Raw genomic sequence first — 15,051 nt, 5'->3', positions numbered from 1 at the left:
GCGATTAGTTAGCCACAAACAAAGATCTAGTTAGTACATGCCGCACCAGATGCTACAACTAAAGCTGTTGCTTCAGAAACTGCAGAAAGAGCTTCGGTATAAACAACGTAACAATCAGTTGCTTCAATTAAAGCCGCTGTATTTGTAGTGTCTGATTGAAAAGATATAAAAAGCTGCCCATTGGTACCAACAGTCCCTGAAGTAGCTCTTGTCCAATCAGCATTTAATCCAACAACAGCAGCACCAATGCCTGCATCATCCGCAGTAGGGTAACCAAAATGGGTAGTAATTCCATCTACATTAGGGTTTGTTGCCTGCGATGTTGCCTCTTCACCTTCAATTGCTGATTTGCCGTAAGTGATACCCGCCGCACCACTGATGGCACCTTTTAATCCTTGTAACGCAGATGCACGAGCATCGTTTTGAAGATTTAAAAATTTTGGAGCCGCAGTAACCGCCAGAATACCTAGAATTACGATAACCACCACTAATTCAATTAGCGTGAAGCCGCCTTGTTTTTTCATGTTGCTTCCTCTTAAAAAGTCAGGATTAATTTAATGTTACCGTAACACGGCCTGTTTCTGGATCGTATTCAAAGAAGTGACCCGCATTCTCTTGTTGCGTATAAGTACACGTATTTTGCAGTGTATCTGCCGTTACTAAGTACTTACTGCCCACTGCACTCGATACAGAAGGAGGATTTTGTAATAGCTCTTCCATTAACGTAGCGCATTGAGCTGCATTTTGAATAACTGTTTGTTGGTCAGGATTAACAGAGACAGGGTAACCCGGCCGGATATTATTTGTATTATCTTCCACCGTTAACCAAAAGTCTGTTCCATCATAATTAATCGTATTTTGTCCCGCACTAACTGGGCGAGCATTGGCTTCCCACTGAGCTCGCACCGACAATACCGCCGTTGCAAAGCCACCAGCAACCCCTTCAATACTGGCGCGGCGCGCTTCATCAGTCACATCAAGAAAACGCGGCAATGCAGCAACTGCTAGCAAACCAACAACAATAATTACAATCACCAATTCAACTAAAGAGAAACCTTTTTGTTGCTTCATCTACTTACCTATTTAAGGGGTTAATTCACGATTACCGACGCTGGCACGAATGCTCATTGTCCCACTTTTTATTGATAAGTCGAGACTTTTACCTACGTCAAAACTGTAAATACAACGATAATTTGTGGTAGAGCTATTTGCCATAAACACATTTAAATCATCAATAAATATACTCTTTTTTCCAGCCATCAACACTGATGCTAAAGCATAACAATCCACCTGCTTAGCGGCTGGCTTTACCGTTTTTAGAACCAAGGGCCAGCCATTCGCTGTAAAATCTACCCTCTGTTGTTCAATCATCAGAAACTCGGGTTGACCATTGACGAGCCAATATTGTTTCAGCTTATTTGCCGAGTCTGTCATCTGTTTTGCTGCAACAATTAACGCTGTTGATTCCACTTCTGGCTCTAGCCTTCGCCACTGCCATAACAAAATGGCAATTAACGCAAGAATGAGGCAAATCCACACTCCAAAGCTAGAAAAAGTAATGTGACTCCATCTATCCCTTTGCAATATCCAACATACTCCACATTGGCAAGAATATGCCCAGCGCCAGTATCAACACCATACCAGAGACAATGACTAACATGATTGGCTCAATCCTAGCGGTCAATGTTTTAAGGTCGTAATCCACTTCTCTGTCATAAAAATCAGCGACTTCTAAAAGCAGGTCATCAATCTGCCCAGTTTCTTCTCCTACAGAGATCATCTGCAAAACTAAGGGAGTAAACACTTCACTTTGTGCAGCCGTGGACGAAATACTGCTCCCCGCCTCTATGGCGTTTTTCATTTCAATTAAACGATTTTCAAGAAACTGATTACCAAGTGATTCGGCCGATAACGCGATAGACTGATTCAACGGAACCCCCGAACGTAACATCAGTGCAAAAGTTCGAGAAAAACGTGAGAGCTGCGCTCGGTTCACAATATCACCCACAATAGGAATTCTCAGACGAAACCGATCCCAAGCTTCTCGCCCTTCAGCTCTTCTAATCCAAGCTTGAAAGGCAAACACACAGCCAACTAACACGCCCAACATCATGGGCCAATAATTAACAAAAGCGTGTGATGTCGCCAATAAAATCCGAGTCGGAAGGGGTAATTCAACCCCAAAACGCTCAAACATCGAAGCAAATTGGGGAATCACCTTAAGGTTAAGCACCACCATGGCTAACGAGATCGCCGTTAATACAAATACCGGATAACGCATCGCAGATTTAATCCGCTTACGAGTTTCCATCTCTTGCTCATAATAGTTAGCCAGCTGAAGCAAAGCCTGATCCAAGCGGCCCGTATTTTCACCGACATGGATCATAGAGATAAACAGAGGACTAAAAATATTTGGATGTTGCTGCATGGCTGCCGATAAACCGCGACCATTCGTAAGCTCACTCGATACATCTTCCAATGCCTCTTTGAGCATTTTATTGTTCGAGCTTTGCGCTAACCCTTTCATCGCACGTAATAAAGGCACACCCGCTTTTGTAAGGCTATATAACTGACGGCAAAAGATAACTAAAAGCTCTAATGGTAATGGAGCCTGGAACCACTTAGATAAATCCAGTTGAATAGCCGAGCCGCCCTTTCCCTCTTTAATATTTAACGGGATAATGCCTTGTCGAAAAAGTGCTTCTGCCGCGGCTTCTTCTGAAGGCGCATCCACTTTTCCTTTGACGGTTTCACCTTTACTATTACGACCTTGGTAACTGTAGCTTGCCATGATGTTCTCCGCTACATGATGATAGGTTCAATACCACCAGAACCATCACCTTCAGCCAATGCCATAACCTCATTGAGGCTGATTCGCCCTTCCAAAGCTAAACGCATAGCAGATACTGCCAATGGAGTATACGTTTCGCTCTGCCTTGCCATCTGAGAGAAAGCAACAGCATCATTGGCGCGCAAGGTGTCCATCATGTCCTGATCCAATTCGAGTAATTCAAACACACCAACTCGACCGCGATAGCCCGTTAAATTACAACTTTGACAACCAGAACCCCGCTTAAACGAGGAAGAGACTTGCATGGGGAAACGGGCTTCTAGCCATTTCAAACGCGCGTCATCCAGTTCGTCATCAATGCAACATTCCGTACAAATCGTACGAGCTAAACGCTGAGCAACCACAGCTCGAACCGCACTGGCCACAAGATAGCCCGGAGCCCCCATGTCCATCATTCTTAATGCACTGTCTACTGCATCATTCGTATGCAAAGTGGATAAGACTAAATGACCCGTCAAAGCTGCGCGCAGACCAATTTCTACAGTTTCTTGGTCACGCATCTCACCAATTAAAATAATATCAGGGTCTTGACGTAAGAAGGTCCGCAGGACAGTAGAAAAATTAAGGTTAATTTTCGGGTTAATTTGAACCTGATTAATACGCGGTAGACGGTATTCGACAGGGTCTTCCGCCGTAATGATTTTTTTCCCCGGCTGGTTCAATTCTGACAATGCACCGTAAAGAGTCGTGGTTTTGCCCGATCCCGTCGGGCCCGTCACCAAAATCATACCATGTGGGCGATGAAGCTGATGACGCAGCTTTTCAAGCATATCAGCAGGCAACCCCGCTTCATCCAACGGTCGAATACCCGCAGACTGATTAAGTAAACGCATGACCACGGATTCACCATGCTGTACTGGCATTGTCGAAACACGAATATCAACAGATTGGCCACGAACTTTCACATTAAAGCGCCCATCTTGAGGTAAACGCTTTTCTGAAATATCCAGATTCGACATCAATTTAAGACGCAGCACTAAGGCAGGGGCCACGTTCACTTCATTCAGTAACGTTTCGTGTAAGACACCATCAATACGCTGACGGATCCTCAGGACATTAGCATCAGGTTCGATGTGAATATCCGAAGCTCCCACTTGAATCGCGTCTTCAAACAAAGAATTGATCAGTTTTACAACGGTGACTTCTTCACTTTCTTCTTCATCACCAAATGAGAAATTAAAATCACTGGTATCTTGGTGCTCGGCTTGAAGCTGCTCAGCAAATGACGCAATTTCTTTGGTGCGACGATAATAGCGATCAAAACTATCAACCAGCTGTCTTTCTGGCGCAATCACAAGCTCAACGCGATATCGTTGTAACTGGCCTAGTACCGCTTCCTGAGCCGCAAGATCCGCCGGATCGCTCATCGCTACACGTACAACATCGCCTTGCTGACTGATCACCACAGCCCGTAAACGGCGCGCATGTACTTCGGGTAATAGCTGAACAGCATTAGCATCAATACTGGCTCGGTTCAGATCAATTAACGGTAAATCCAGTTGCTGAGACAAAAAAGTCAGCATTTGAGTTTCCGTTAAAAAGCCAAGATGAATAAGCGTATCACCTAGCTTACGTCCTGTGCCTTTTTGCGCAGCCAGTGCCTGACCGACCTGATCATCAGTAACAATACCTTCTTCAACAAGGAGGTCCCCAAGCCTTTTTCGTAGCTTAATTTGCATTTGCTTTCTCCTCCATTGCTGATAATGCTTTAATGCGCTGCCTTACAAACTGTTGTGAGCTTGCTGAAACACCTACTCTCACCAAAGCGTTTTTGTACGCTTTTAATGCTTCAGAAGACTGAGCGGCTTGATCATAAGAAATGGCTAGCCCCAACCACCAACGGCCATTATTAGGCTCTTGCGCCACCAGCATTAAGTAGCTTTCCGTCGCTAGATTACTGTGTATCTGTTGCTGAGACAGCGCCCCGCGCATCGCAATGTATTCGCTGCTGGCAGTTTCGGGAATATACTCCAATACAGCCAATGCAGCTTCCGGCTGTTTTTCTCTAACCAGCAACTTAGATAATGTCACTCGTAGCAGCTCACTGTTTTTGTTTAGCTCTATCCCTTGTTGAAGCACCCTTAACGCTTTTTGAGGCTGCTTTCGACCATACAGTAATGCTGCCAATTGCTGGCGAACAAATTCATTCTTGGGGGTATAAGAAAGCGCAGAATAATACGCCTGTATTGCACGAGCAGAATCATTCGCTTCTAGTGCATCTTTCGCACTTTGAATGGAATGTTCAGCCAATTGGGGCAATGACAAGTTCACCGTTTTCACCACCATTTGGCTATCAAACAGCTCTTCTTGGGGCTCTTGCTTTGGCGCTTGGTAAGGCTTCACTAAATTTTCAGGCTTCACTGGCTCTTCAACAAATGGCGTTGATTTTTCAACCGTCTTCACAACAACCTGATCATTCACCGGAGGCGTTTTTTTAAGCTGTGGGTCAAAAGTAGGAACAAATGGCTCATGTACCACTTCTGAGGATATGGCCGATATTTTATCTTCAATCTCGATGATTTTAATCACTGACGGCTCTTCATAAATCTCCGTTTCATGCACAGGAGACGGCTTATGAGTCGGTGAAATGTCCAGTGGTTGCCCTAATTCTTCCGCGTGTTGAACGGAAATAGTCTGTATCGCTAATTCTTCTTGAGGCAGCGAAGATACTGACACCAAGGGTTCTGAAGTTTTTGATATTTCCTCAACGGCCGACTGACTCGGAGTAAAAAAAACATACCCAGCCGCCCAACCGCCCAGCATAAAGCACCCAACAGCAATCATCGCCACAGTAAGATATTTATACGATGGTTTACGCTTTTTAATTTGTGCCGGTTTTAAAGGAGCGGAACAAGCAGGTCGAGAGGGTTTCTGCTCAAGCTGTTCATTAATATCGTGTGTTTTTTTATCATTAAGTGCGCGCTGCTTTGCCGAAGCGAGGTCTGATAACGCTTTATTGATGACGCTCATTCGTTAACTCCAACCCCATAACATAGGGAAGCGAAACTTAGGTTTTCGGGTATCAGACGTATCATGAATAGCCGCATATAGATCGGCCTCATTCACTGTCGCTCGTTTTTCTTGATACGCTAATAATAGAGCCTTATGGCAAATCTGATTAATGATTCGAGGGGTGCCATTACTGGCTTTCCAAATCGCTTTTGTGGCGGCAAGATCAAAAATATCAAAACTACAGCCAGATAATTTCAGTCGCTCTTCAATATACGCCGTCGTTTCATCACAATTGAGCTCTCTCAATGAGGCTGAAAAAGTAATACGTTGTCGTAATTGACGCATATGGTATTCCGCCAATCGAAGATCCAATTCAGGTTGCCCGAACAGAACGACTTGTAAAAGTTTGGTTTGATCCGTTTCTAAGTTGCCAAATAATCGAATTGTTTCTAATGCTTCGTCACTTAAAGCCTGAGCTTCATCAATAAACACTGCGACGGATTTTCCCATACTCTGCAAAGCAATTAATTTTTCATGAATTCGATCAGTAATCGCAATATTATCACCAGACGTATCAAGCCCTAATTCTTTTGCCATGGCTTGGCGTAGCTCATGTCCTGTCATGACGGGGTTAGGGAAATAGACTAATTCAAAATTATCGGGTAAATGGTTAATGAGCATTCGGCAAACCAAGGTTTTTCCAGTTCCCACTTCACCCGTGACTTTCATGATGCCTTCGCCCATACCAAGCGCAGACAACAACATCTGAATGGCTTCATAATGAGGAATGACACAATAAAACAACGCTGTATTAGGCGTGAGTGAAAACGGGGCTTGATGAAAGCCATAATGCTCTTCGTACATAGTTATTCCGACTCAGGAAACCAATCTTGAAGCAGATCACGTGAGCGCTCAAGCTCTTGCTGCCATGTGTTTACACCTACCACGGTAGGCCTTAATAAAATCACTAATTCTGTCTTTTCAGTGAGTTTAGATACATTTCTAAACAAATGACCTAGTCCTGGGATATCTCCGAAAAATGGCACTTTCGAGACCTGATCAACGGTACTCGATTTCATCAAACCACCAATCACCACCACATCACCACTTTTAGCCAAAATGACAGAATCAGACTCTCGAATGGAGCTTTGAGCTAATGGTAACTTTAAGACACCTCCAGATGTGCCTAAATCAATGATCTTGGTTTCCGTAGCCACATCAATAACAGCAGGATGAACATGAAGAAGCACGGAGCCCTTCTCATCAATTTGAGGGGTCACATCTAACGAGATACCTGAAAAGAAAGGGGTCAACTCAACTTCAGGTGCCACATTTGAATTATCACCACTGCCAGCTACACTCGATACATCAGTCACATAGTATTCATCTTTACCCACTTTGATGACTGCTTTTTGGTTATTGGCTGCCGTTACTCTTGGGCTTGATAGTACATTCAAGTCCCCTTGGGTCGCCATAAAGCTCAATACCGCATTAAAGTTACTGCCTTTGACAGTAATATTCGTCTGACCGCCTAATAAGCCGCCGATACTGTCTAAGCCCGGTAAGGCTCCGTCTGTTAAATTACTTAACCGAGCCACTGAGACATGATCGGAAAGCTGAGTCCAATTGATGCCCTGCTGATAACCATCACTTAACGTCACCTCTAAGATCTTAGCCTCAAGGATCACCTGCCTTTTTAAACGCTCTTGGGACATGCCTAAAAAAGCTTTAACCTCGCGAAGTTCATCTGGAAATGCTCGCACAGTAATAACACTGGCTTGTGAAGACGCAACAACACTGCGGCCGTTAGAAGAGCCGATAATCGTTGATACCGCACGTTCTAGCTCAGCCCAGAAATCACTTTCGCTGGTCGTTTCAATTTCCGTGCCTCCCGTAGAGCCCGATGAAGAAGAGCTTGAGCTTGATTCAGAACCATTACTGGCAGCGATTGAGCCAGTGGTAATAGAGGTTAGTGAGCGACCACTACGCTTAAATTGAAGATAGTTAACGGGGATCGTTTCTGTACGTAAATCAGCAGGGTACACTTGGATTACTTTACCAGTATGAACAATTTCATAACCATACATATCGGTAACAACATCAAGTACTTCATCTAACGTGACATCAACAAGATTTAATGTGATGGTGCCAGAGACATCAGGATGGATGGCAATGCTGTATTCAGTTCCTTTAACTAAACTACCAAAAAATGCTTTGGCCTGAACACGCTGAGCTTGGACCTGAAAACGTTTTAATAGCAGTTCTCCTTCGGGTGCAAATCCCGTATTCACACTTGGCATCAACTCTGCCTGAACAGATTCTGGCAATTGCTGTAAAGAGCGGCTATTCACTTCATTAATTGATTGATTTAACGATTGTTTAATTTCCTCTGGATCTCTATGGCCCATGGAGCAGCCCATTAAAGACGCAATAACAATCCCGATAACGATTTTACGCATACTAATAAAAACCTATTTCTTTTTTACATCCAGAGGAAAAAGCGTTAACTGCCACTGACGAGAGCCACGGCTCACCATCACTAAAGAGTCACTTATTTTGGTAATTTGATAACCGTTTATTTTACTGCCTTTCTTCACAACCTTGTTATTTAATACGGCATAACATGGCTGCTCGCTGATACAGACAATGCTTTCTAAGCGTGGTAAATTGTATTTTCTGACTGTTTTTTTCGTTGGCTCAGGTTTCTCAACCTCCATCCAGCCGAGCGGTGCCGTAGGATCTTGCTGAGCATAAACAGTAAAAGAGAAAGCACTTAACATCAGCGCCATAATGCCATGATAAATGATCGTCTTAACCACCAATGAAGCCCTCACTCGAACCTAATGTGTATACCGTTAATGTAAGGCGTGCTGTTGGGTACTCTTCAACCTGATATTCAAAAGTTCGCCAATAATATTTCACTGACAATTGCTCTAAAGCGGCTAAATATTCAGATATATCAAAATAAGAACCCGTTAGCACAATCCGGACTGGATGAACAAAATACCCCGTCTTTTTCTTGCCTTCTAATAAGCGCTCAGCAGGCAAAGACTCAAGAGAGAGTAATTTCAATTTCGATGAATTCACTAGCACTTGTTCAAGTAATTCGGCCATTTTTCCCGGAGAGACCAAACCACCAATAATCTGGTCCAATTCTGCGGATAAAGCTTGGCTTCGTTGGGTAAGCTGCTGAAACTCTTTATCAATGGCAGCATTAGGATCTCTTTTTAGCTTAAAGTGAGCAAGATCGATTTGCTGAGCTTTACTTACCGCATCACGCTGATAAGAAATAAGCTGCTTTTCTTGTTTCTGGTAATGCAAAAAAGCAGGCTCAACAACAAATGTCGTCAAACCCAGCGCAACGGCCACCCACCCCATGATACCAACAAGTACTTGCTCTCGCTTACTTAAGGCATCAAATTTCTCATGTAGGCTATTCCACCACGACATGTCTATCTTCATTGTCCTTTCGCCTCTGTCAGTAAGGAGAAAGTCACTCTATCTTGCTCGTCCCTGCCAATGGACATTTTTTTAAACGTTCGCCCAACAAGGTGTAGCTCCGATTGGAACTGTTGCAACCAGTTTGGCACAACACTGGCGTTTCGTGCTAAGCCTTGTAGATCCATCATATCGCCCTGCACATAAATACGAGTAAGAGAAATATCATTGCGACCAATTTTAGCCAAGTCTTGCATCATTCCCGAATAACCGATTTGTAAAGAAGTATCATGGCCAGAAATGGCATTGAGTGACGTTTCTTGTAACTTAATGGTTTCTTTCAAACGGCTTACCGCGGCGATACGTGCTGGCAATGGCTTGTGTTTCGCTAAACGTTTATTCAATGCGTTTAACTCTTGATCTAATGTTTGTACTTTTGTTCGCGCAGCAGTCAGTTCTTTTTCTAGCTGCTGGCTTTGCCACGTCAGGTAACCAAAAACTCCCATTAATAACACGATCCCAGCTACCCAGCTGATACCGAGGTTTTGCAGAGTTAAATAGTTTTTCTTCGGACGCAGATAATCTGGGTATAAATTAATATCAGCATTAAAAAGCTGTAGCCCTGCCCATGCTAAAACCTCACCACAACGATGAATCGATTCATCAGGTACAGGAAGAGGCGCGACTTGAACACTTAAGCGAAGGCGAAGATCGTTAGCGAGTTGCTCACCACTTTCATCATCACACATGAGATAAAGCTGATTAATTGGGCCCGTTTTTAGTTGAGCATTCAAATAATCAAAAGAGCGCTGCAGCTCCAATGCAAGGCCATCTAACTGAAGGCTACTGGCCATTTCGCCACCCAGTGGGGAGCTAAAACCACGCAGTAAACGATGAAAACCAATAGTTTGCTCATGGTAAGCGCTAAGCTTTAAGTCACCTCCACTGCTGCGGTGAAGTAACATCCAGCTTGAAACATCTACTTGGCTTTTCCCCCAAGCCATCTCTTCCGGTAGAATTTGCAATAATTCAATACCAGCATGACGACAAGCATCCAGCAACTGCTCAATGTTTTTCTTCTGAGTGACATAAGCTTGCAACTTATCGCTACTTTCTAAGGGGAATCCATCAGCGACAATATCCGCCACACGATCATTCACCAAATCTTTTACAAGAAAAGGCAAAGCACTTGGTAGATCTTCTCGTGGAACGTCTGGCTTATCAATTTGAAGACTTTGATACAAAGACGAACCAATAATGACATTGGCACCATAGCCAGTCGCCGATAATTGCTCAACAGCGGCTTTTAGTGCCATCGCCCATTTTTCAGGTACTGCTGCTTCCTTAAAACAAGAAGCGGGCTGCTGTGAGTGATTACTTACAGCCACATAGAGTCCATCAGAAAGTACGGCAATACTCACTGTATTTTTAACTTTACTGGAACGGGTGAATTTTTTAAAAAAAGACAACGTACTCATAGCTCTATAAATTAATACATGAAAAACTTGGTACTCTATGTACCTAGAAGCTTAATGGTGCTGATGCAGGCATACTATATAATAGCCAGTCTGAGAAATGTACGATTACTTTCTCGCCCAACGATTACGTCGTTTCGGTTGCTGAACTTTTTTCGGCTGATGATGCAATGAGGTTTCCGCATTAAAAAATCGCCCTTGCCCACCAGAAACACCTAACTCTTTAAGCAAGTGCCATTCCTTTTCTTTTTCAACCCCAACGGCAATCACCTTTGCATTAGAATCCGCACATGCCCCAATGATACTACGGACAAACAGTTGATTTTCATATCTTTGATGAATATCTCTCATCAAACTGCGATGAAGTTTAAGGTAGTCCACTTTCAAATCTTTAATATAGTGGGTACTGACAATAGTACGCCCGGCTTGATCGACCACGATCTTGCAGCCCAACCCTGACAGCATACGTACTACAGGACGAACAAAATCAAGGTGAGTAACTAAGCTCCCTTCAACAAATTCAAAGCTTAGATGTTTTAATAACATACGAGGCAATTGCAAGAGTTCATCTCTTAGCCAACGATTAAAACTTTTATCTTGCAGTGATAACACATGTAAGTTTACCGAATAACTTCTTTCACCATTTTCTTTTCGTAACAGTGTCAGCGTTTGTGTTACCACTCGACGATCCATTCGAATCTGGTAACCAACTTGTTCTATAGCAGGTAAAAAACGAGATGCTTTAATTAAAAAGCCATTTTCATCTTTAATTCTGGCTAATAATTCATAATGTAGAGGTGTCTTGCCCCCCTCCATGAAGACAGGCTGTTTATAAAGCTGAAGCTCTTTTTGCTCAAAAACCGCATCAAACAGACTTCGCCATCTAACATTCCCACGGCTTGTTTGCTCCTGCTGGCCTTTTTTAAATAATGACCAGCTGTTCGCGTTTTGTAACTTAGCACTACGTAGTGCCATTTCAACTTCATCCATAACACGCCCACGACGCTCACCGACACCAAACATAGTGACACCAATATGACACCAATTATCACTATGGAGTGGCTCAGGTGGGCTCAAGCGCTCTAAAACTCGTAAAACTTGAGCCGAGAAATGCATAATATCTTTGACAGATTGATGGGGGATCAGAATCGCAAAATCAGATTCGTAATAACGGGATAGCACCACATCAGGATAACGCTGGATCAAGTTCGACAGTAGCCCCCCAGACTCGACAATGAGCTCATCCGCTAACTCTTTTCCTGAATGCTCTAATACTTCTTCCCATTCATCAAAGCGAATTAAAAGCACGGCTCCTTGGCTGTCAGACTCTTGCAGAACAGACTCTAATTTACTGTCAAACAGCACTCGGTTCGCAGAGCCAGTCAATTGATCTAAAAAGGTATGAGTTCGAATAAACGTATCGAAACGACTGCGTTCTTGTCGAGCATCCTGCAATTCAGAAATAAGCTGATCAAGCGCAAGGCTTGCTGTCGCGGGCCATTCATCTTCAGAACCAATAGCGTATGGCTCTACATGACCAGCCAATATCATCCTCCCGCGCTCTTCTAATAATTCAGAGCCATGCAGCTGACGCTTAAGCCAGCTTAACCCCCATATTAACCCCGCAATGATGAGCATGATTGCCGCAGTAATAGAAAACATCGCGCCGATGGAATAAGTAAAGCTACTGTATGCGGGCAGGGTTTTGAACTCAATGTAATAACCTTGATTCAACTCTAACGGATAGCGCTTTTGGTACAACAAAGAGGGTTCAAGCTGTAACTGAATTTCCTTGAAAGAGTAAACAGGGCCCGCATCCGTTGTGATGCTCATTTCAACCACATTACTGGCTTTTAATAGCTTAGGTAGCCAGCGAGACAAACTTTCAGCATCTTCAGGATCTGACATTTCCTGATCAATAACGTCGACAATACCTTCTAAGTAATGGTTTAAATGCTCATTACCAATCTTTTTAAAACTGATTGCCCCACCAACAAAAATAACAAAAATAGCACTGACAACAATCAAAGTAACAAAAGCAACTAAGCGGTTACTCAATCGCAATGTTGGTGTTTTACGCATAAAAAGTGAGCCTCTTGGCAAAGTAGCAAGTATCCATACAATATTATTAAAAGAATAAGTTCAAATGTGAATGTTTTGATTTCAGCACAGTGAGGCAAACCTTAGAATTCAATCTTAAATATCCGCAGATACTAAAAAGCTCCGCCGTAGCAGAGCTTTTAGTTGTCAAAGTCAACATTAGGTTCTTACTGCATTTATCAAATACAATTTAGAATGGAATGTCGTCATCAAAGTCCATTGGTGGCTCATTATACTGAGGTTGAGCCTGCTGAGGTGCTTGTTGTGGGGCCTGCTGCTGAGGAGCAAAGCCTTGCTGTTGTGCTGGCTGCTGAGGTTGCCCCCACTGCTGTTGCTGCTGTCCACCCATAGGTGCACCTTGGCCTTGTTGTGCACGGCCGCCAAGCATTTGCATCACACCATTAAAGCCTTGAACAACGACCTCAGTAGTGTATCGCTCTTGACCATTTTGATCTTGCCATTTACGAGTTTGTAATTGACCTTCAATGTAAACTTGTGAACCTTTACGAAGGTACTCACCAGCCACTTCAGCTAACTTGCCAAATAACGCGACACGGTGCCATTCCGTTTTCTCTTTCTGCTCACCAGTGTTCTTATCACGCCAAGATTCAGACGTTGCAATAGTAATATTTGCTACTGCACCACCACTTGGCATATAACGTACTTCAGGATCGCCACCTAAGTTACCAACTAAGATAACCTTATTAATACCGCGACTGGCCATAATTAGCTCCAGATAAGATTAGCTGTGAAGCAACATTGCACTTCACAAAAATTAGACATGTGATTCAGTTTATCACGAGGATGATAGTACAAGATAGATCTAGAATTAAATGACCCTCGCAAATTCCATTGCACTAGGCGGCAACCGCTTTATCATTGACAATCAATTTACGCCAGCACACAAGCAAGCTGATCAACAATAAAATCGATAAGCAATATAGCGCAAATGCCCCATAACTTTGCATCACCATCCCGCCAGCAACCCCGCCCATGAAAGCCCCTAAGAATTGACTGGTACTATACACACCTGTAGCACTGCCTTTATACTGTTCGGGGGCCAATTTGGTTAATAGTGATGGCATAGAAGCCTCTAAAAAATTAAACCCTGAGAAATACATCCATGCCCCAATACCTAATAACCATAAAGAATCAAAGTTTAAAGCAAGCATACTAATGCCTAAAATGAGCAAACTAATAGCAATAGAATTAGCTCTTCTCGGTGCTTTACGGTTTATTTTCATTAAAGGCCCAAGAACGACAAAAGAAAGAATGAAAACAGGGAGGTAAAATGCCCAATGTTGATCTTTCATAACTTGGTGTTCAAGCAGCTGTAGAGGCAAAGCAATAAAGGTCGCTGTCATTATCCAATGAATAATAAAGACCCCATAATCAAGCTTAATTAACCGATTATCCGCTAATACTTTTTTAACACCTGATATTTTCACCACTTTAGGGTTGTGGTTATTTATATTAACGGGATTAGGGACCCCCCACTGCACAATAACAATAGCGACAAACGCCATCGCAGCGATAATATAAAACAACCCGGAGAGCCCAAACTGACCAGCAAGCACTGGCCCTAACACCATCGCTAGAGCAAAAGACATACCTATAGAGATACCAATGACAGCCATGACCTTCGTGCGTTGACTTTCTCGGCTTAAATCAGCAGCCAACGCTAAAACAGCAGCAGCAATCGCTCCCATCCCTTGAATTCCTCGCCCAATAGCAACCCAATACAGTGATGTCGCATTAGCAGCAATCAAAGACCCAAGAGCAAAAATAACCAAACCCATAATAATGATAGGTTTACGACCAAACCGATCAGACAACCACCCAGCAGGTATTTGAAACAGAGCCTGGGTACAACCATACGCACCAATCGCGATACCTACCCAGATATAACTATAGTGTTCTAAATGCTGAGCGTAGAGCGCTAAGACAGGCATCAGCATAAATAAGCCAAGCATCCTTAAGACAAAAACAAAAGCGAGCGAAGCAGTGGCTCTTTTTTCGATTGAGTTCAAACTTTCAGCCGTAAGATAGAGAAAAGAAGAAGCAAATATACTCTTTTGTAACAAAAAAATATAAGAAAAAATGGGAAAGTTAGTTAACATATTTAATTATAAGTAAATTTATAACCCATAGCTCCAGTCTTAATTATAAGAAATTACTAAACCTCAATATGAATATAGTTACAACTTAAGTATGATAACAAGGCTATACGATAAA

General features: G+C 43.0%; 14 protein-coding genes. All 14 read right to left on the bottom strand.

The features are described from left to right. Positions 1-26: 26 nt before the first annotated feature. Positions 27-524: a type II secretion system protein gene (locus tag MHO82_RS16810; RefSeq protein ID WP_239185563.1), complete on the bottom strand. Its 498-nt coding sequence runs from the start codon at positions 522-524 to the stop codon at positions 27-29. A 25-nt stretch (positions 525-549) separates the two neighbouring features. After that, complete coding sequence (locus MHO82_RS16805) at positions 550-1,071, bottom strand: prepilin-type N-terminal cleavage/methylation domain-containing protein (protein ID WP_239185561.1); 522 nt, start codon at positions 1,069-1,071, stop codon at positions 550-552. Between the two features lie 12 nt (positions 1,072-1,083). Further along, complete coding sequence (locus MHO82_RS16800; RefSeq protein WP_239185559.1) at positions 1,084-1,584, bottom strand: hypothetical protein; 501 nt, start codon at positions 1,582-1,584, stop codon at positions 1,084-1,086. After that, positions 1,571-2,791 carry a type II secretion system F family protein gene (locus MHO82_RS16795; protein ID WP_239185557.1) on the bottom strand — a complete coding sequence of 407 codons (1,221 nt, stop codon included), beginning with the start codon at positions 2,789-2,791 and terminating at the stop codon, positions 1,571-1,573. The genes MHO82_RS16800 and MHO82_RS16795 overlap by 14 nt, the downstream gene beginning before the upstream one ends. A gap of 11 nt (positions 2,792-2,802) precedes the next feature. Beyond that, entirely contained in the window at positions 2,803-4,530 is a 1,728-nt protein-coding gene (locus MHO82_RS16790) for a GspE/PulE family protein (RefSeq protein ID WP_239185555.1), read from the bottom strand. Further along, positions 4,520-5,821, bottom strand: a complete 1,302-nt coding sequence (locus MHO82_RS16785) for a tetratricopeptide repeat protein (protein ID WP_239185553.1) — start codon at positions 5,819-5,821, stop codon at positions 4,520-4,522. Before MHO82_RS16785 ends, MHO82_RS16790 begins: the two co-directional genes overlap by 11 nt. A 3-nt stretch (positions 5,822-5,824) precedes the next feature. Then, the gene (locus MHO82_RS16780) at positions 5,825-6,667 is read right to left on the bottom strand and encodes an AAA family ATPase (protein WP_239185551.1); all 843 of its coding nucleotides are present in this window, start codon (positions 6,665-6,667) and stop codon (positions 5,825-5,827) included. 2 nt (positions 6,668-6,669) lie between these two features. Continuing rightward, a complete protein-coding gene (gene mshL, locus MHO82_RS16775) occupies positions 6,670-8,262 on the bottom strand; it encodes a pilus (MSHA type) biogenesis protein MshL (RefSeq protein ID WP_239185549.1) in 1,593 nt (530 codons plus the stop codon). Between the two features lie 12 nt (positions 8,263-8,274). Beyond that, positions 8,275-8,622: an MSHA biogenesis protein MshK gene (locus MHO82_RS16770; protein ID WP_239185547.1), complete on the bottom strand. Its 348-nt coding sequence runs from the start codon at positions 8,620-8,622 to the stop codon at positions 8,275-8,277. Next, on the bottom strand, positions 8,615-9,253 hold the full coding sequence (gene pilO, locus MHO82_RS16765; protein WP_239185545.1) for a type 4a pilus biogenesis protein PilO: 639 nt from the start codon (positions 9,251-9,253) through the stop codon (positions 8,615-8,617). The genes MHO82_RS16770 and pilO overlap by 8 nt, the downstream gene beginning before the upstream one ends. Positions 9,254-9,261: 8 nt before the next feature. Next, positions 9,262-10,629, bottom strand: a complete 1,368-nt coding sequence (locus MHO82_RS16760; protein WP_239185543.1) for an MSHA biogenesis protein MshI — start codon at positions 10,627-10,629, stop codon at positions 9,262-9,264. A gap of 195 nt (positions 10,630-10,824) precedes the next feature. Continuing rightward, on the bottom strand, positions 10,825-12,798 hold the full coding sequence (gene csrD, locus MHO82_RS16755; protein ID WP_239185541.1) for an RNase E specificity factor CsrD: 1,974 nt from the start codon (positions 12,796-12,798) through the stop codon (positions 10,825-10,827). A 208-nt stretch (positions 12,799-13,006) separates the two neighbouring features. Then, positions 13,007-13,540 carry a single-stranded DNA-binding protein gene (locus MHO82_RS16750; protein ID WP_239185539.1) on the bottom strand — a complete coding sequence of 178 codons (534 nt, stop codon included), beginning with the start codon at positions 13,538-13,540 and terminating at the stop codon, positions 13,007-13,009. Between the two features lie 133 nt (positions 13,541-13,673). After that, positions 13,674-14,936, bottom strand: a complete 1,263-nt coding sequence (locus MHO82_RS16745; RefSeq protein WP_275440651.1) for an MFS transporter — start codon at positions 14,934-14,936, stop codon at positions 13,674-13,676. Between the last annotated feature and the right edge of the window lie 115 nt (positions 14,937-15,051).

Origin of the sequence: Vibrio sp. Of7-15 (genome assembly GCF_022347565.1) — a bacterium.
Lineage (GTDB): Bacteria > Pseudomonadota > Gammaproteobacteria > Enterobacterales > Vibrionaceae > NORP241.
The sequence above is the reverse complement of the archived record's forward strand: the minus strand, read 5'-3'. Positions and strand labels throughout refer to the sequence as shown.

What these genes read in the sequence shown, in the direction of transcription:
- MHO82_RS16810 (WP_239185563.1), bottom strand. Translation starts at nt 524, where the DNA reads ATGAAAAAACAAGGCGGCTTCACGCTAATTGAATTAGTGGTGGTTATC.
- MHO82_RS16805 (WP_239185561.1), bottom strand. Translation starts at nt 1,071, where the DNA reads ATGAAGCAACAAAAAGGTTTCTCTTTAGTTGAATTGGTGATTGTAATT.
- MHO82_RS16795 (WP_239185557.1), bottom strand. Translation starts at nt 2,791, where the DNA reads ATGGCAAGCTACAGTTACCAAGGTCGTAATAGTAAAGGTGAAACCGTC.
- MHO82_RS16790 (WP_239185555.1), bottom strand. Translation starts at nt 4,530, where the DNA reads ATGCAAATTAAGCTACGAAAAAGGCTTGGGGACCTCCTTGTTGAAGAA.
- MHO82_RS16785 (WP_239185553.1), bottom strand. Translation starts at nt 5,821, where the DNA reads ATGAGCGTCATCAATAAAGCGTTATCAGACCTCGCTTCGGCAAAGCAG.
- MHO82_RS16780 (WP_239185551.1), bottom strand. Translation starts at nt 6,667, where the DNA reads ATGTACGAAGAGCATTATGGCTTTCATCAAGCCCCGTTTTCACTCACG.
- mshL (WP_239185549.1), bottom strand. Translation starts at nt 8,262, where the DNA reads ATGCGTAAAATCGTTATCGGGATTGTTATTGCGTCTTTAATGGGCTGC.
- pilO (WP_239185545.1), bottom strand. Translation starts at nt 9,253, where the DNA reads ATGTCGTGGTGGAATAGCCTACATGAGAAATTTGATGCCTTAAGTAAG.
- csrD (WP_239185541.1), bottom strand. Translation starts at nt 12,798, where the DNA reads ATGCGTAAAACACCAACATTGCGATTGAGTAACCGCTTAGTTGCTTTT.
- MHO82_RS16750 (WP_239185539.1), bottom strand. Translation starts at nt 13,540, where the DNA reads ATGGCCAGTCGCGGTATTAATAAGGTTATCTTAGTTGGTAACTTAGGT.
- MHO82_RS16745 (WP_275440651.1), bottom strand. Translation starts at nt 14,936, where the DNA reads ATGTTAACTAACTTTCCCATTTTTTCTTATATTTTTTTGTTACAAAAG.